Annotated in this window: 17 protein-coding genes and 1 pseudogene; 10 read left to right on the plus strand and 8 right to left on the minus strand. The window is 58.9% G+C overall.

Annotation, left to right across the window (positions count from 1 at the left end):
* Window positions 1–19: 19 nt before the first annotated feature.
* Entirely contained in the window at window positions 20–937 is a 918-nt protein-coding gene (locus LOY55_RS17365; protein ID WP_046032086.1) for a LysR substrate-binding domain-containing protein, read from the minus strand.
* Window positions 938–1066: 129 nt separating this feature from the next.
* Here LOY55_RS17365 and LOY55_RS17370 point away from each other — a divergent pair, with 129 nt between their 5' ends.
* From LOY55_RS17370 to LOY55_RS17380, 3 genes are all read left to right on the plus strand, one after another.
* On the plus strand, window positions 1067–2413 hold the full coding sequence (locus LOY55_RS17370) for a 2-hydroxycarboxylate transporter family protein (protein WP_046032085.1): 1347 nt from the start codon (window positions 1067–1069) through the stop codon (window positions 2411–2413).
* Between the two features lie 115 nt (window positions 2414–2528).
* Entirely contained in the window at window positions 2529–2969 is a 441-nt protein-coding gene (tspO, locus tag LOY55_RS17375; protein ID WP_046032084.1) for a tryptophan-rich sensory protein TspO, read from the plus strand.
* Window positions 2969–3964: an alpha/beta hydrolase fold domain-containing protein gene (locus LOY55_RS17380; protein ID WP_046032083.1), complete on the plus strand. Its 996-nt coding sequence runs from the start codon at window positions 2969–2971 to the stop codon at window positions 3962–3964. Before tspO ends, LOY55_RS17380 begins: the two co-directional genes overlap by 1 nt.
* On the opposite strand, the gene LOY55_RS17385 is transcribed toward LOY55_RS17380, so the two are convergent.
* Window positions 3957–4856, minus strand: a complete 900-nt coding sequence (locus tag LOY55_RS17385) for a pirin family protein (RefSeq protein WP_258668352.1) — start codon at window positions 4854–4856, stop codon at window positions 3957–3959. The two genes, LOY55_RS17380 and LOY55_RS17385, sit on opposite strands and share 8 nt — an antisense overlap.
* A gap of 129 nt (window positions 4857–4985) precedes the next feature.
* On the opposite strand from LOY55_RS17385, the gene LOY55_RS17390 reads away from it, so the two are divergent.
* Window positions 4986–5897, plus strand: coding sequence for a LysR family transcriptional regulator (locus tag LOY55_RS17390; protein ID WP_109786566.1), 912 nt, complete (start codon window positions 4986–4988; stop codon window positions 5895–5897).
* 45 nt (window positions 5898–5942) lie between these two features.
* On the opposite strand, the gene LOY55_RS17395 is transcribed toward LOY55_RS17390, so the two are convergent.
* Together LOY55_RS17395 and LOY55_RS17400 are read right to left on the minus strand one after the other, a co-directional pair.
* On the minus strand, window positions 5943–6335 hold the full coding sequence (locus LOY55_RS17395) for a DUF6124 family protein (RefSeq protein WP_109786567.1): 393 nt from the start codon (window positions 6333–6335) through the stop codon (window positions 5943–5945).
* Window positions 6336–6868: 533 nt separating this feature from the next.
* Window positions 6869–7512 (minus strand): annotated as a pseudogene (locus LOY55_RS17400) (glutathione S-transferase).
* Window positions 7513–7608: 96 nt separating this feature from the next.
* On the opposite strand from LOY55_RS17400, the gene LOY55_RS17405 reads away from it, so the two are divergent.
* Window positions 7609–8175, plus strand: coding sequence for a TetR/AcrR family transcriptional regulator (locus tag LOY55_RS17405; protein WP_046032079.1), 567 nt, complete (start codon window positions 7609–7611; stop codon window positions 8173–8175).
* Between the two features lie 48 nt (window positions 8176–8223).
* Here the strand turns inward: LOY55_RS17405 and LOY55_RS17410 are convergent, their stop codons facing one another.
* Entirely contained in the window at window positions 8224–8643 is a 420-nt protein-coding gene (locus tag LOY55_RS17410) for a VOC family protein (protein ID WP_223523596.1), read from the minus strand.
* A gap of 118 nt (window positions 8644–8761) precedes the next feature.
* Between LOY55_RS17410 and LOY55_RS17415 the strand changes: the two genes are divergently transcribed.
* Genes LOY55_RS17415 through LOY55_RS17425 form a run of 3 tightly spaced genes read left to right on the plus strand, consistent with a single transcriptional unit; the run spans window position 8762 to window position 11302 of the window.
* Window positions 8762–9844, plus strand: a complete 1083-nt coding sequence (locus LOY55_RS17415; protein ID WP_258665949.1) for a bifunctional transcriptional activator/DNA repair enzyme AdaA — start codon at window positions 8762–8764, stop codon at window positions 9842–9844.
* A 31-nt stretch (window positions 9845–9875) separates the two neighbouring features.
* Window positions 9876–10679, plus strand: coding sequence for an isocitrate lyase/phosphoenolpyruvate mutase family protein (locus tag LOY55_RS17420; protein WP_258665951.1), 804 nt, complete (start codon window positions 9876–9878; stop codon window positions 10677–10679).
* Window positions 10680–10684: 5 nt separating this feature from the next.
* The gene (locus LOY55_RS17425) at window positions 10685–11302 is read left to right on the plus strand and encodes a DNA-3-methyladenine glycosylase (RefSeq protein WP_258665953.1); all 618 of its coding nucleotides are present in this window, start codon (window positions 10685–10687) and stop codon (window positions 11300–11302) included.
* A 141-nt stretch (window positions 11303–11443) separates the two neighbouring features.
* Here the strand turns inward: LOY55_RS17425 and LOY55_RS17430 are convergent, their stop codons facing one another.
* The 3 genes from LOY55_RS17430 to LOY55_RS17440 all read right to left on the minus strand — a co-directional run bounded on the left by LOY55_RS17430 (window position 11444) and on the right by LOY55_RS17440 (window position 14653).
* Entirely contained in the window at window positions 11444–12541 is a 1098-nt protein-coding gene (locus LOY55_RS17430; protein WP_258665955.1) for an extracellular solute-binding protein, read from the minus strand.
* A 2-nt stretch (window positions 12542–12543) separates the two neighbouring features.
* Entirely contained in the window at window positions 12544–13668 is a 1125-nt protein-coding gene (aguA, locus tag LOY55_RS17435) for an agmatine deiminase (protein ID WP_258665956.1), read from the minus strand.
* 100 nt (window positions 13669–13768) lie between these two features.
* Entirely contained in the window at window positions 13769–14653 is an 885-nt protein-coding gene (locus tag LOY55_RS17440) for a LysR substrate-binding domain-containing protein (protein WP_077432223.1), read from the minus strand.
* A 250-nt stretch (window positions 14654–14903) separates the two neighbouring features.
* Here LOY55_RS17440 and LOY55_RS17445 point away from each other — a divergent pair, with 250 nt between their 5' ends.
* Window positions 14904–15299 (plus strand): PaaI family thioesterase, encoded by a 396-nt coding sequence (locus LOY55_RS17445; protein WP_046032071.1) that lies wholly within the window; start codon window positions 14904–14906, stop codon window positions 15297–15299.
* 37 nt (window positions 15300–15336) lie between these two features.
* The gene (locus LOY55_RS17450) at window positions 15337–15834 is read left to right on the plus strand and encodes a GFA family protein (protein WP_077432046.1); all 498 of its coding nucleotides are present in this window, start codon (window positions 15337–15339) and stop codon (window positions 15832–15834) included.
* Window positions 15835–15840: the final 6 nt, after the last annotated feature.

Genomic DNA, 15840 nt, shown 5'->3' on the forward strand with positions numbered 1-15840 from the left:
TTGGTCCTCCGCCGACACCTCAATCAAGTGACAGCTTGCGAAAATACTCTTCGAGAAACTCGACACAAACCCTCAACTTCGCTGACTGGCTGAGCCTTGTGGGGTACACCGCCCAAACGTTCGCACTCTGGGTGTATTCGTGAAGTACCTGCACCAAACGCCCCTGTTCCAGCATCGGCTTTACGTCCCACATCGACCGCAACAGGATCCCTCCTCCGCTCAACGCCCATTCCAGTACGATCTCGCCATTGTTGGAAGACAACGGGCCGCTGACTCGCACCGACTCTTCCTGTCCGTCCTTTGTCAGGTTCCAGACGCCAAATGCGTTATCGCGCTCTTTCAGGACCAGACAATCATGGTTTTTCAAGTCATCCAGTGAGCGAGGCATGCCTCTGCGCGCCAGGTACTCCGGTGTCGCACACAGCACTCGTCGGTTGCTCACAAGCTTTCGCCCCAAGTGCTGACCCGGCAGGTCATCCCCCACACGGATCTCCAGGTCGAACCCCTCCCCGACGATATCGACGACGCGGTCAAACACGTCTAGGCGGATGTCGAGTTTCGGGAAGGTCTGCGACAGTTTGCAGAGGGCGGGCGCTACGTGGTTGCGTCCAAAACCGAAGCTGCTGCAAATGTGCAAGGAACCCGTGGGTTCATGCCGCGCTTCAGATATTTCACCCACAAAATCGTCAAGGTCACCCAGCAGCTTTTCTGCCCATAGTCGGGTTCTTTCGCCATCGTCGGTCAACGCGATACGTCTTGTCGTGCGGTGCAACAGCTTTGTAGACAGCGTCGACTCCAATACTGAAATACGCTTGCTGATGTAAGCCGGTGAATAACCGAGCTCTTCTGCGGCACTGGCAAAGCCATTTTTTCGAATGACGGTGAGAAAGACCTTGAGATCTTCCGGCAAGGGAAATTGATCACGATTCGTGTTCATACGCCTCATAGTTCCGCTATTTATCTCGTTATTTGCGAAGGATAGCATCGAACTACCGAGTGGAAACAAGCACCTGGTTAACCGTGAGTTTCTGAATCCTCGATAAAAACAACATGAGGAAATAGCACCATGAACAAGTCTTATGAGCCGTCTCTAAAAATCGAGGACACCCGCGATACCGGGTTTCGTCAGCGCTTGCGCAGTCTGTGTGCCTATGAAATTGGTGTTATCCCGCTACCGGTTTTTCTCGGCATCGCGGTGATCGTTTATCTGTCAGCCCACTTGGGTTTATTGCCTAAGAACATGATCGGCGGCCTCGCCATCATCATGACAATGGGCGTGTTTTTTGGCCAACTGGGCTCACGTCTGCCGATCCTGAAGGAAATCGGTGGCGGCGCCATTCTGTGCTTGATGCTGCCCTCCATTCTTGTGTTCTATGGCTTCTTCGGACCCGCCACCATTGACGCGACAAAAATGTTGATGAAGGAAGCCAACTTTTTGTACTTCGTCATTGCCAGCCTGGTCGTCGGCAGCATTCTGGGGATGAGTCGCTTTATTCTGGTTCAAGGCATGATCAGGATGTTCATACCACTGCTTGTCGGAACCGTGGCTGCCGTGGGCAGTGGGCTCCTTGTAGGGAAACTGGTCGGCTACAGTTTCTACCACACCTTCTTTTTCATCATTGTTCCGATCATTGGCGGAGGGATTGGTGAAGGGATATTGCCGCTGTCGCTGGCCTACTCTGCGATCCTCGGTGGCACGCCAGACATCTACGTTGCCCAATTGGCGCCGGCCGCTGTGGTCGGCAACATCGCGGCGATTATCTGCGCGGGTTATCTGGCCCGTCTGGCGCTCAAACGCCCGCACCTCAATGGCGAAGGATCACTGATCCGGGCCAAGGACGAGAATGACAAATTCCAGGTCAAGGAAGAGAGCAACTCGGTATTCGATTTCAGACTGATGGGTGCAGGCGTCTTGATCATCTGCGCCTTCTTCGTCCTGGGCGGTCTGCTTGAAAAAGTCGTGGGAATTCCAGGTCCTGTCATGATGATCCTCGCCGCCGTGCTCTTTAAGTACGTGCGTGTCTTGCCGGAAAAACTGGAAAAAGGTGCGAACAGTTTCTACAAACTGGTTTCCGCCGCCTTCATCTGGCCCGTCATGATCGGTCTGGGCATGTTGTATGTTCCGCTCGATAGCGTCGTAAAAGTCTTTTCTATCGGCTACGTTCTAGTCTGCGTTTCGGTAGTGGTCTCAATGACCGTCGCAGGTTTTTTCATCGGCAACCTGATGAAAATGTACCCCATCGAATCAGCCATCGTGACCTGCTGCCACAGCGGCCTTGGAGGCACCGGTGATGTAGCGATTCTGTCAGCGGCCAATCGTATGTCACTGATGCCATTCGCACAGATCTCCACGCGTATCGGCGGTGCGTCGACGGTGATCCTGGCAACTATTCTTTTGCGGATGTTTGTTTGATACCGGAGAAATGTCGTCGATCAATCCAAACTTTTTCCTTCGCCGGGCGTCCTCTCTTTAATGCTGCCGGCATGGCTTGCAGCCTTAAAGAGCTACCCTCAGCCAAGGATCGCCGATGACCTTTCTTGTTTTTCTTCTAGCCTGCGGTGCCGCCGCAAGCACAGGCTTCTTTTTCAAACCGGGCCAGTGGTACGAATCGCTGGTCAAACCCGCCTTCACCCCACCCAACTGGGTGTTTCCAGTCGCTTGGTCGACGATCTACCTTTTACTCGCCTGGGCCGGGTACCGGTTGACCCTGATACCTGGCAGTCAGGAGGTGTTGGCGTTATGGGCGGCGCAGATTGCGCTGAATACGCTGTGGACACCGGTGTTCTTCGGCGCGCAGCGCATGTTCACCGGAATGTTGATCCTGACGCTGCTCTGGCTGGTGGTCGCGGTGATGGTGGTGATGGCGTTGCAGCTTGATGTGATCACTGGGTTGATTCTGCTGCCTTACCTTGGGTGGCTTTGCGTCGCCGCTGCGTTGAATTTTTCCATCTTGCGCAACAACCGCTGATGATGAATGCCAACGAGGGGATCAAATCGCCTTGGCCTGCTGACGAGCGGGCATTGGCGCAAGTGCGCGACTTCAACAAGAAGCTCGCCTGGTTGCCGCGCTTTCGAATCCGCAATCGCCTCATGCCTCGAGTGATCCAGGCCTTGCTGCGCGCCAGTCAAATCGGCGGCGCGGGTAAATTGCGAAAGCATGGGCTCAAGGCTGAAAGAAAAGTGGTGAGTGTGGGCGGCGTTTCAGTGCCCGTTCGGATCATCCGGCCCAGAGGTAAAGCAAAGGGCGTTGTGCTGGATTTCCATGGTGGCGGTTGGGTGATCGGCAACGCGCAGATGGATGACAACTTCAACGTTGCGATGGTGAATACCTGCAGCGTCACGGTCGTCTCGGTCGATTACCGGCTTGCTCTATCGACGCCGATTGAAGGTGTCATGGAGGATTGCCTGTGTGCAGCACGCTGGTTACTGAATGACAGTTGTGAAGAGTCTGCGGGACTGCCCGTGATCGTCGTCGGTGAATCGGCCGGGGCGCATCTTGCTGCGGCAACGTTGCTGGCGCTATCACCCGACTTGCTTCAACGGGTGAGCGGTGCGCTGTTGTATTACGGCGTCTACGATTTGACGGGAACAGCGAGCGTGCGTGCGGCGCCCCCTGAAACGCTGGTGTTGGACGGCCCCGGCATGGTTGAAGCGTTGCGCAGGCTGACGCCGGACCTCAATGACCAGCAACGCCGGCAGCCACCCTTGTCACCGCTGTACGGCGACTTTACGGGTTTCCCGCCGGCGCTGATGTTTGCCGGCGAGCTGGACCCCTTGAGAGACGACACAATCGAATTAGCCGCACGATGGACCAAATCGGCACCGGTCGAGGTGCATGTGTTGCCGTCATGTCCCCACGGGTTTATTCATTTTCCGACCGCCCTGGCAGATAGCGTGCTTGCGTATGGCCGTGAGTGGATAACGGCTCGGATCGACGCGTTCGCCGGCGCTGGGGTTACTTGAAAACCGGCACGCTCGCCGACGGGTTTGGCGTTCGCAGGTACTCACGCAACCGAACGCCAATCTCCGCAATTTTTGCCTCCCCCGCACGCAAGGCCTGCGGGTTGGTGTGAACCGAGTAGCTGCCCAGCGCAAGATCATGGGGATGAGGTTCCGCGGAACCGATCACGAAAACTGTATCCTGATGCATGGCCTTCAGCGTCACTGCCCCGCTACCGGGTTCGAAGATAACCATTTCACCCGCCGTGACCAGGCCTGGTGCGCCGAGCGATCCCCGGCTGACACTTAACCACAAAGATTCGTGCCCATCCGGTGGCACATAGGTCCAGGACTGCCCGGCCGGAAGCGTGACCAGCAAGTAGTTCATGCCCGCCGGAGCGCGGACCGGGCTTTGGACACCTTGGTACGCGCCAAGAATCACCCGCGCCGGCCCCACTTCAGGCATCACGTTTGACTCCAGGTACTGGCTGTCGACACTTGCGTTTTCCAACGCGGGCGGCAGTGCAACCCACAGTTGAAAGCCTTGAATCCGCTTCGATGTCCCGACCGACATTTCCTTCCCATGCCACACCCCGCCCCCCGCGCGCATCCATTCAACACCGCCATAGTCAATCGTCCCCGCACCCGATTCGGCATCCTCGAAGCGCAAATTGCCTTCAGTAATGACGGTGACGGTGGCGATCCCCGAGTGTGGGTGCATGGGCATCCCCCCGATGAATGAGCTCTCACCTTCAAACAGATCAAGGAAAACAAATGGCTTGATCAGGTGGCCGAGATCGGACGGGCTCATCAGTCGGACAATCGAGCCATGCCCGCTGCCGGTGGTGCGGTAGCTGATGGCGCGATGCTTGGCGTCTGGTGCGATGCCGATGGGAGGCTGTTGCTGAACGGTCATGATGGTTGCCTGCAATGCGGAGTTGGGAGCCTTGCGACCCGATGCCTGAAACAATAGGGCCAAGGCGATTACTTGATAAGTCGATACAATTGGATTGCACTCGTCCACCAGCAACAAGAATGACCCGCCATGATCGACCTCAATGACATCGCCATGTTTGTGCAGGTGGTACGCAGCGGCAGCTTTGCAGAGGCGGCGCGACGCCTCGGCATGCCGCCCAATACCGTGAGTCGGCGCATCCAGCAGCTCGAAGCGCATCTGGGTACGCGCCTGCTGCAACGCTCCACCCGCAAACTCACGCTGACCAGTGCCGGCCAGGACTTTCATGAGCGTTGCGCGGGCGCGGTCGACGGCCTGCTCGACGCGGGTCAGGCGTTGTTAACAGGCAGCAACGAGCCGAGCGGCTGGGTGCGCGTGGCGGCCCCGGCCGACTTCTTCGACTTCTTTCAGATGGAATGGGTGACCGATTTTCTGGCGATGCATCCGCGCGTGCGGCTCGACTTCGTGCTCAGCGATGTGAAGGCTGACTTGATTGCCGAGCAGATTGACGTCGCCTTTCGTGGCGGGTCCTTGCGCGACTCAGGCTATGTCGGTCGTCAGATTCTCGACCCTCGCAGCGTCGGGATGGTGGCCAGCCCGTCCTACATCGCGGCACGCGGCTCACCGAGCACACTGCAGGACCTGTTGAACCACGATTGCGTGATCTCCGCGCAACCCGGTGGTCATGCTACGTGGCGCCTGGTCGGGCCCAACGGTGAGGAAGAGGTGCAAGTTGCCGGGCGCTTCAGTGGCAATACCGCGCAAGCACTGCGCAAGGCCGCCGTGGCCGGGCTCGGCATCGCGTTGCTCCCGCCCATGATGGCCAGGCTCGACGTTCAGGCGGGAGTGCTCGTCCCGGTGCTGCCGCAATACCAGCCCCACGGCTACGGTTTTAACGTGCTGTATCCGAGCCGTCGACAGTTGCCGCTCGCCGTATCGGCGTTCATCGCGTGGGTGATCCAGAAGCTGAATGCGGCGGATGCGCCGCAGGTGTATCGATAGCGGGTTGGCGAGGAAGCAAGCTCCCCCGCCAACGTGATGCAGCGATTACTTGGGCGGAACGAAGTTATCCAGCATTCGATTCACCGCCAACTCCCCCAACATGATGACCTGCTGCAACGCCAGCACGTTGCTGCGATGAGTCCCCTCTAGCGATGCCGCCACGTTGCTGGCCATGACACTGGCCGACGCCATGTTCTCGCACGTTTGAACCAGCAAGGTTTCATGGTCGACGTCTGGGGCAATCATGTAAATGGTGCTGGGTTTACGTGGGGTGTTGTTCATGAGCGCCGCCGGATTGAGATAGAAGTTCAGCGCGCGTTCGGCTGCGTCGTGGAGTTTTTTTGGGTCGAGGGTTTCGTACGGGGATACTGACTCGGCGGTTGGCGGATCGGTATCGGGTGAATCGGTGTCCGGCGGGTTAGGTGTTACTTTGAACATAGATGAACTCCAACTTCTAATATTGAGGAGCCATCACCCTCGCTACCAAACGAAGGGGTGGCGGCCATACGTGGGTTGGTAGACCGGTAGAAGCTGGAAACCCGGCGCTCACAATGGAGCCCCACGCATGACCACCATAAACACAGAGTCCCAAAAAGAGACTACATAAGGTGTTGTCATGCGGCTTCTAGACGGGCTACCAAACCCGATCACTGTTTTTCAGTGACAGGGAAACGATATAGCCCACCCCGTAGCCGCACAAGCCGGCGGATTCTGGCTTGATCGTAGGTAACGGCGCAAGGTCTTGTAGCCTTCGGGACGTAACACCAAGTGTTTTTAAACACGCTTCGTTAAACGCGTGAAGTCATCCAAAAAAATCAAAGAAACATCCGGCATTTTTTAGCGTAGGTGGCTGCTTGGGCGCTTCGTTCAACAAAGCCCGGCGTAGCCCGATCTCGGCTTATACGCTGAACGAAAACGCAAACGCCCCGTACCGATTGACGGCCGGGGCGCAGTAAGGCCTTCAGACAGGATCAGGCCGGGTTTTTCACGCTTGGCCGCTCACCTGTTTTTGCGTTCCATGCGAGGAGCGCAGTGCACTCATCCGGAATCGCAATTTGAGCGAAACCGGCGAAGATCAAGCCCGCCCAAACGGTGATGTCCGCCATCGAGAATTGATCGCCGGCCACGTAAGGCTGCGATCTCAAGACCTGGTCGAAATACTTCATGCCGTTGATAGCTTTCTCTCGGTGCATCTCGCCCCATACGACCCGGTCGCTCCACTCGGGGCTTTTATAGGCTTTCAATTGAGGCCCGAGCCCGTCGGTCGCGTGGTGAAAATAGATGCCGATGGCATCGATGAGCTGGTCGTCGGCGCGTTTCTGCATCATGTGGATCATCCCCTTCTCTTTCGGCGTTGTGCCGGTGAGCGTGGGATTGCCATCAAGGTTGTCGAGATACTCGGTAATGGCCGTGCATTCAGACAGATAAGTGCCGTCATCCAGTTCCAGAACCGGCACGGTGCCGGTGGGGTTGATCGCTAAAAAGCGCTTTGTTTGTGTTCGGCTGCCGGCAAATCGATCTTGATGAACTCGATGCTGGACGCCAACGCCTTCTCGGCGATGACCACTCGAATACGTAACGGGCTAGGAAAACCGGGGATATCGTAGATCTTCACGTTAACTCCATTGCCATCTATCTATCGGGAGGTAGACAATGCGACCAGCGATCGTTCAGGTCAACCGATATCTATCGATAGGTAGGCAAAAACAGCATGACAACAATCGATACCAAGCAAACCATCCTGCAAGCAGCCCGTAGAGTCGTGCAGGCCCGCGGCTACAACGCATTGAGTTTTCGCGAGTTGGCGAAAGAAGTGGGGATCAAAAGCGCCAGCATCCACTACCACTTCCCAACCAAGGGTGATTTGGGTGCTGCTCTGGCTCGACGCTACACCGAAGACACCGCCGCGTATCTGGATCAGTTACTGGTGGAATCACAAGACCCGAAGTCGATGATGAAGGACTACACGGCCGCCTTCCGCGCAGCCCTGGAAAACGACAATCGGATGTGCCTGTGCGGAATCCTGGCGGCCGAGCACCACGATCTCCCGGCCGAAGTACGCGTCGAAGTGGACGGGTTCACGGATACGAACGTTCGATGGTTGGCCAAGGTGCTGGCGCTGAAACAGCCAGACGTTCAGCCAGAAGCACTTGAACGGCAAGCACTGTCGATATTTGCCGCCATTCAAGGTGCGCAACTGGTGTCCCGAGGGCGCAACGACATTTCGGTGTACGACCAAATGATCGAATCCTATCGAGTGGCCGGTTTGATGCCTTGAAGTTCGCTTGCCCCGAATCGAGTTTTTACGATAGCGGCTTGGGGATGCCTAAGGCTGATCAGTGGACGGCCCTTTGAGCTCGACCTGGTTACCATCCGGGTCGAAACAATAAAGCGACAAGCCATAACCTTCAGCACCAAAGCGCGTGGCGGCTTTCTCCACTGTCAGACCAAACGACTGCAAGTGGCTGACAAGCGCCGCCTCATCAAAGGGTTCGATACGCAGGCAGACATGGTCGAGGTTACGCCCCTCCTGACCCGCGGCAGCGCCGCCCTTGCGCCCGAGCTCACCGTCCAGGTTGACGAGGTCGATCATCGAGGTCCCGGCGCGCAGGTGCACCAGCCCCAGATTGTCTTGGCGCTTGACCAGCTCAGCGCCGAACACCTGAGCATAAAACGTGATACTTCGCTCCAGGTCCTGGACGCGCAGCACAATGTGATCAATGTGTTGAATCGTGAACGGTGGCATGAAATCGGTTCCTGAATGGCTGGCTGGTCAATAACCCGAAAACTGTAGTTCAGCACGACGAAAATTCACTGTCGATTTTGCGGTGGAGACACCGCCCACAGGGTTTTATGCTCACCCCATGAACATACAGACCGCTTTACTGCCGCCCCACGCCGAAATGGTTCGCGCCATGCTCGAACGCGACACCGCCTATGAGGGGGTGTTCTTCACGGCCGTGAAAACCACCGGGATCTTCTGCCGCCCCGGCTGTACGGCGCGTTCGCCGAAACCGGAGAACGTCGAGTTCTTTGCGCACGCCGATGAATGCATGGCGGCGGGTTATCGCGCATGTCTGCGCTGCAAACCGCTGGACGCTGCGGCCATCGCGCCGGAGTGGGTGCAGACGCTGCTGAAGTCGGTGGACGCCGATCCCGAGCAGCGCTGGACTGACGCCCAGTTGCTGGCAGAGGGCATCGAGCCGCTGAAGTTGCGGCGCTGGTTCAAGCAGCATTTCGGCATGACCTTTCACGCCTGGCTGCGCACCCGCCGCCTCGGTATGGCGCTGGGCGGGATCAAACAGGGCGACTCCATCGACAGCGCGGCATTCGACTCAGGTTATGAATCGCTCAGCGGCTTTCGTGACGCTTTTCAGAAGTCGTTCCACATTACGCCGGGCCGGGCCGCTCAAAGTGAACCGCTGCTCTTTACCCGGCTGACCACGCCACTGGGGCCGATGATCGCCATGGCTGAGCGTCGCGGGCTGGTGCTGCTGGAGTTCCTCGATCGCCCGGCATTGACCCGGGAAATCGAAGAACTGCAGCACCGGCATGACTACGCTGTCGCGCCGGGACATCACGCCCATCTGCAACACATCGAGGCCGAACTGGCGCAGTACTTCGCCGGCAAGCTCACGCACTTCAGCGTGCCATTGCACTTGCCGGGCAGCGACTTCGCCCGCCAGGTGTGGGCGCAACTGGCTACTATCCCCTATGGCCAGACCAGCACCTACGGCGCCATTGCCGCACGACTGGGCAAGCCCGGTGCCAGCCGCGCCGTGGGCCTGGTCAACGGGCGCAATCGACTGGCCATCGTGGTGCCCTGCCACCGGGTGATCGGTGCGGACGGCTCGTTGACCGGCTATGGTGGAGGACAACCGCGCAAGGCGTTTCTGCTACGGCTGGAAAACGCGGCGGTGCAGCTCACCCAACCACTCGCGTTCTGAATTTCTCAACCGTCATAAGGAAGGACATTCGATGGACAACCAATTCCACCAGTTGCACCAGCAAGGCTTGTTGATCCTCACCAACGTCGCCGATGCCACCGGGGCGCGGATCGTCGAGCAACTGGGCTGTAAAGCGGTCGCCACCAGCAGTGCGGCGGTGGCGTGGGCTCATGGTTATGCGGACGGTAATGCCCTGCCCGTCGAACGCCTGGTATCGACCGTCGAATCCATCGCCCGGGTGATTTCCGTGCCGTTGACGGTGGACATCGAGGCTGGCTATTCCGATGACCTTGCGCGCGTTGCGCAAGTGATTGAGGCGGTGATTGACGCCGGGGCGGTCGGGATCAATATCGAGGACGGCGCGTCCCCGCCCGAGCTGCTGGTGCGCAAAATCGAAGTGGCGCGCAAGGTCGCCGATCAGTGCAATGTGAAACTGTTTATCAATGCACGCACCGATGTGTACCTCCGCGGATTGGTGCCGGCCGAGGATCGCGTCGCCGAGACACTCAGGCGCGCCGCGTTATACCAGGCGGCGGGTGCCGACGGGTTGTTTGCGGCGGGCGTCTCGGCGGAGTATGAAATCGCGGCGTTGTGCCAAGGCACCGCGCTGCCGGTAAACGTGCTGGGACTGGCGAGCCTGCCCTCGCCCGACGCGCTGCAAGCCTTGGGTGTGCGACGTTTGAGTGCCGGTTCGGGCATCGCCGAGTTTCTTTACGGTGCGATGGCCGGCCTTTCAAAAAGCTTTCTGGAAACCGGCAAACTCGACAGCAGTCACCTCAAGGCGTTCACCTACGGCGAGATCAACGCCTTGCTCAAACCTGCCGGGACTGCTTGATCGCCATGCCCGATCCCTATCAAGCCGAGAGCGCTTTCCTGGCGGCCCTGGACGACGACTGGGCGCGCCACATCGCCGCCATCGGCCCGTGCCTGCATCAGCCTCATGCGGCTCGCGATCCGTATGAGTCGCTGGTGCGGGCGATTGCGTACCAGCAACTGCACGCCAAGGCCGGGGATGCGATTGTCGGCCGGTTGCTGGCGCTGTTTCCATCGGTGAGCTTTCCACGGCCCGAGCAGATTCTGGCAACAGGGTTCGATCAATTGCGCAGCTGCGGGTTCTCGGCAGGTAAAATCGCGACCATTCAAGGGATTGCCCAAGCGACCTTGGACGGCGTGGTGCCGGATTACGCCACGGCATCGGCGATGGAAGATGAGGACCTGATCTCGCGACTGGTGACCTTGCGCGGGGTCGGGCGCTGGACGGTTGAGATGTTGTTGATCTACAGCCTCGAACGGCCAGATATTTTGCCGGCCGATGACTTCGGCGTGCGTGAGGGGTATCGGCGGCTGAAGGGGCTGGAAGTACAACCAACACGCAAGCAGATGGTCGAGATCGGGCTGGCGTGGAGCCCATACCGGACGGTGGCGGCTTGGTATTTGTGGCGGGTGCCCAACAAATAAACCGCGTTATCGTTCATCGTCGGAACGCCGCCCGGACCAAGCCCGGCTCCCACAGTGGATTTGTGGCGTTCACAAGACCAATGTAGGAGCCGAGCTTGCTCGCGATGGCGGAATCACATTCACCCCATTACCCAATGCCCATCACAACCCGGATTTCAACCGGCTAAACGCCCGAATCAATGCCCGGTTAAACGCCTTCCCATTATCATTCTTGCTGTACAACGAGGCCTTCACCTGCGCCGTCGGATACGTCCCCGGATCATTGCGAATCGCCGGATCAATCAAGCCATCCGCGGCCGTAATCGCATTGGCGTAATGAATGGTGTCGGTAATCGGCGCAATCACCTCCGGCGTCATCAAATAATCCATCAACGCCAGTCCCGCCTCGGGATGCGGCGCATCCTTGGGGATGACCATCGCGTCAAACCAGATCAACGTGCCTTCCTTCGGGATCCGGTAAGTCAGCGTGAATGGCTTGTTCGCAGCCGCTGCCTGTCCGGCAGCGATGGCCACGTTGCCGTTCCACGACATCGCCACGCAGGTGTTGCCATTGGCCAGATCGCTGATGTTCAGGTCATTGTCGAAGTAGCGAATGTACGGCCGGATCTTCGCCAATTGCTGCTCGGCGAGCTTCAGGTCATCCAGGTTCTGACGGTTGATGTCCAGGCCCATGTACTTCATGACCGCCGCAAACACTTCGTTGGGATCGTTGAGCAGGCTGACCCCGCAATCGGCAAATTTCGACACCACCGCCGGGTCGAACAGCATCGCCCAACTGTCCGTTGGTGCGTGCGGTAAACGCTGTTCTACGGCCTGTTCCTGATAGCCGACGCCGGTGGTGCCCCACGCATAGATACCGGCGTAGCGATTGCCGGGATCAAACACCGCCATGTGTTCGCGGAATTCGTCGCCGACACCTTGAAAATGCGGTATTTGCTGGTGGTCCAGCGTCTGGATCGCGCCACTCTGGATCGCCCGCGATAAGTGCTGCCCCGCCGTTAGCACCAGGTCATAACCGCTGCGTCCGGTCAGCAGTTTGGTTTCGACGGTTTCCAGTGAATCAAAGTGATCAGCGACCACATGGATACCGGTTTTCGCCTCGAAATTCTTCAACGTATCCGGGGCCAGGTACTCGCCCCAGATATACAGGTTGACCACCGGTCTGGTGGTGTCGGCGGCCTGCACACACAGGGGTGCAAGCACCAGCATTAACGCTTGAGTCAGTTTGTGCAGGCCCATGTTCAAACGTCCTTTTTGTTGCGGGCAGGCGCCGCGTATTGCGGCATGGTGATGCACGCGACATTGCCGCCGCCGAGGAGGATTTCCCGGGAGTTTTCGATACCGACAATTGTGTGGGTCGGGAACAGTTCGGCCAGCGTTGCCAGCGCCGCCTGATCGTGACGGTCACCGAACAACGGCACCACGATCGACGTATTGCCGGCGTAGTAGTTGATATACGACGCGCATATCTGCGTCCCGGCCTGGCGCGTATGCGTGCTGTCCTGCTGATCCAGCCCTTCGGCTTCTGCAGCGGTCCATTGCAGTACATCCGGTTGCGGCAGTTTATGCACGATCAGCTCGCGACCACGGCTGTCACGGGTGCTGCGCAGGATGTCGTAGGCCTCCTGATAGATTTCCCACTGGGGGTCATCGCGGTTGTCGGTCCATTGCAGCACCACTTCACCGGGTCGCACGAAGCAGGCGAGATCGTCGACGTGGCCGTCGGTTTCGTCAAACTTGCAACCGCGCGGCAGCCAAATGACTTGCTCGGCGCCGAGGTAATCGGTCAGTCGGCGCGTGACCTCTTCCTTGCCCAAATGCTGATTGCGGTTGCGGTTTAGCAGGCATTGCTCGGTGGTGAGGATGCTGCCTTGGCCGTCGCTTTGAATGCCACCCAACTCGGCAATCAACGGTGCGCGGTAGCGGTCGAAACGTTCGATTTCGAGAATCTTGCTGGCGATCTGATCGTCCTTGTCCCACGGGTAGTACAAACCTCCGTCAAGGCCACCATAAGCGTTGAACTCAAAGTCGACGCCGCGCACTTCACCGCTGTGGTCGTTGACCACAAAGCACGGGCCACTGTCGCGGAACCAGGTGTCGTTGCAGGTCATTTCCACCACCCGCACTTGAGGGGGAAGCTGGCGGCGGGCGGTGGCGAATTGGGCGGCGGAGGCACACACGGTCACCGGTTCGCTGTGCGAGATGGCGGTGACGATTTGCACCCAGACTTTCTGCGCAGGCTTGGCGCCGTTGCGCCAGACGTCGGTGCGCTCCGGCCAGCCGAGCCAGCAGCCGGACTTGGCTTCGAATTCGCCTGGCAGGCGGAAGCCGTCTTGTTTGGGGGTGGAGTCGAGCAAACGTGCCATGTTCAAACCTCATCAACGGGGATTGGAATGACCACAGGCTAAGGTCGCTGGCGCCTTGCTCGCCAACGATGATTATTTCGGAACACTTGAATACAACTCATCAATCGATCAGTTGATCGTTGAACCATTCCAGCATCTGCGCCACTGCGGGGCGCTCCAACCGCACCCGCTCGCACACCAGCGCGTATTGGCCGAGCGCCGTCATGCTGGACGTGAACGGCCGCACCAGACGCCCGCTGAGCAAGTCCTCCTGAGCCGTCAGGTTGTCGCCCATTGCCACGCCCTGCCCTTGGGCCGCTGCTTCCAGTGCCAGGCCCGCGTGGGCGAAATACAACTGCCGTTCGGGGCGTTGATCCCCGGCATGGCTGGTCAGCCAGGCGGTCCAGGTCTTGCCGTCCTGATCGTCGTGCAACAGGCAATGGCGCGCCAGATCCTTGGGCGCCTTCAACGTACCCTGGTTGAACAGACCGGGGCTGCACACCGGAAAGAACTGCAATGCCGGCAATGGCCGGACGAAGTACGCGCTGCTGTCCACCGGGCCCGTGCCATAGGTGATCGCCAGGTCGATGTCTTCCCCGGGTGCCGTCGCATCAATGGGTTGTTCATAGAGGTGCAAGGTGATGTGCGGATAGCGCGCGTAAAAATCCGTGAGGCGGCTCATCAACCATTTTTGTGCCAGCTCGGCGGTCACCGCCAGTCGCAACACTGCCAGTGATGACGGATCGCGCAGTTCGTCGCAGGCATCGCCGATCAATTCGAAGGCCTGCTGCAAGCTCTGCATCAAGCGCCCGGCGGCCATCGTCGGGCGAATCTGGCGACCTTCACGCACAAACAGCGACACGCCCAGCTGTTCTTCCAACTGGCGAATCTGGTGACTGACAGCGCTGTCGGTGACACACAACTCCGCCGCCGCCCGGCCAAAATGCGCGTGACGGGCAGCACATTCGAAGGTTCGCAGTGCTGCCAGAGAAGGTAGTCGTCGCATGAGTCAGCCCCGGTGATGGAGGCGCCCATGCTGCCTTGGCCGTGAGTGGGCGTCCAGCAGGACCGCGTTATCGTTCATCGCGGGCAAGCCCGGCTCCTACAGGCGTTCACAACACCCTGTAGGAGCCGAGCTTGCTCGCGATAGCGGCGGCCCATTCACCACAAATCCACCGCCCCATCACCCTCCCTTATCCATCATGACTTCCCTCCATCCCAGGCGCATGTTGGTGTCTCAACCGGAGGGATTCGCCATGCTCGAAGCACTGAAACAGATCAACTCAACCTCAGCCTTCAACCGCTGGGCCGATTTCGAAGTGACCCATGCCGCAAGTGGCGAAGCCGAGCTGACCATGGCTTTTCGCGAAACCGATATGGCGCAATATGCAGGCTTCCTGCACGCTGGCCTGATTGGCGCGCTGCTCGACACGGCGTGCGGCTTTGCTGCCGGTACGGTCGCCGGCAACGTGCTGGCGTCGCACTTTTCGGTCAACTGCCTGGCGCCTGCAATCGGTGAAGCGTTCGTCGTTCGGGGTCGGGTGGTAAAGGCTGGCAAGAAACAGGTGTTCGCCCGCGCCGAGCTGTTTGCACAAACCGGCGATCAACTGAAACTGGTAGCGACCGGCGATGCGATTCTGGTACCGGTCTAGGCTGTCTGGATAAACCCCAGACCGGTCGGAGGTTGCCATGCAGCTCGAAGGCTCCTGTCATTGCGGCGCGGTGTCGTTCAGTTTGAACAGCGCCCACCCCTACCCTTATCAGCGTTGCTACTGCTCGATCTGCCGCAAGACACAGGGCGGTGGCGGGTATGCGATCAACCTCGGCGGCGATGCCGCAAGCCTTAAGGTACACGGGCGAAAGCACATCGCGATTTACCATGCGCGGCTCAAGAATGACGGCGACAAACGCGCCCACAGCAGCAGCGCCGAGCGGCATTTCTGCTCACTGTGCGGGAGTGGTTTGTGGCTGTTCAGCCCTGAGTGGCCGGAGCTGATCCACCCGTTCGCGTCCGCCATCGACACTCCGTTGCCGGTGCCACCGGAGCACACGCACCTGATGCTCGGCTCGAAAGCACCGTGGGTGGAGGTCGAGGCGCACCCTGGCGATCAGCAATTCGACGTTTATCCCGAAGAATCCATCGCCGACTGGCACGAGCGCCTTGGGTTGACTCGCGAGGACGTTTAACAGTCT

The sequence above is a fragment of the Pseudomonas sp. B21-040 genome (genome assembly GCF_024748695.1).
Taxonomy (GTDB): Bacteria; Pseudomonadota; Gammaproteobacteria; order Pseudomonadales; family Pseudomonadaceae; genus Aquipseudomonas.

Coding starts and splice junctions, on each gene's coding strand:
- LOY55_RS17440 (WP_077432223.1), bottom strand. CDS start 14,653: ATGCGACGACTACCTTCTCTGGCAGCACTGCGAACCTTCGAATGTGCT.
- LOY55_RS17445 (WP_046032071.1), top strand. CDS start 14,904: ATGCTCGAAGCACTGAAACAGATCAACTCAACCTCAGCCTTCAACCGC.
- LOY55_RS17390 (WP_109786566.1), top strand. CDS start 4,986: ATGATCGACCTCAATGACATCGCCATGTTTGTGCAGGTGGTACGCAGC.
- tspO (WP_046032084.1), top strand. CDS start 2,529: ATGACCTTTCTTGTTTTTCTTCTAGCCTGCGGTGCCGCCGCAAGCACA.
- LOY55_RS17415 (WP_258665949.1), top strand. CDS start 8,762: ATGAACATACAGACCGCTTTACTGCCGCCCCACGCCGAAATGGTTCGC.
- LOY55_RS17365 (WP_046032086.1), bottom strand. CDS start 937: ATGAACACGAATCGTGATCAATTTCCCTTGCCGGAAGATCTCAAGGTC.
- LOY55_RS17380 (WP_046032083.1), top strand. CDS start 2,969: ATGATGAATGCCAACGAGGGGATCAAATCGCCTTGGCCTGCTGACGAG.
- LOY55_RS17395 (WP_109786567.1), bottom strand. CDS start 6,335: ATGTTCAAAGTAACACCTAACCCGCCGGACACCGATTCACCCGATACC.
- LOY55_RS17430 (WP_258665955.1), bottom strand. CDS start 12,541: ATGGGCCTGCACAAACTGACTCAAGCGTTAATGCTGGTGCTTGCACCC.
- LOY55_RS17385 (WP_258668352.1), bottom strand. CDS start 4,856: ATGACCGTTCAGCAACAGCCTCCCATCGGCATCGCACCAGACGCCAAG.
- LOY55_RS17405 (WP_046032079.1), top strand. CDS start 7,609: ATGACAACAATCGATACCAAGCAAACCATCCTGCAAGCAGCCCGTAGA.
- aguA (WP_258665956.1), bottom strand. CDS start 13,668: ATGGCACGTTTGCTCGACTCCACCCCCAAACAAGACGGCTTCCGCCTG.
- LOY55_RS17370 (WP_046032085.1), top strand. CDS start 1,067: ATGAACAAGTCTTATGAGCCGTCTCTAAAAATCGAGGACACCCGCGAT.
- LOY55_RS17450 (WP_077432046.1), top strand. CDS start 15,337: ATGCAGCTCGAAGGCTCCTGTCATTGCGGCGCGGTGTCGTTCAGTTTG.
- LOY55_RS17410 (WP_223523596.1), bottom strand. CDS start 8,643: ATGCCACCGTTCACGATTCAACACATTGATCACATTGTGCTGCGCGTC.
- LOY55_RS17420 (WP_258665951.1), top strand. CDS start 9,876: ATGGACAACCAATTCCACCAGTTGCACCAGCAAGGCTTGTTGATCCTC.
- LOY55_RS17425 (WP_258665953.1), top strand. CDS start 10,685: ATGCCCGATCCCTATCAAGCCGAGAGCGCTTTCCTGGCGGCCCTGGAC.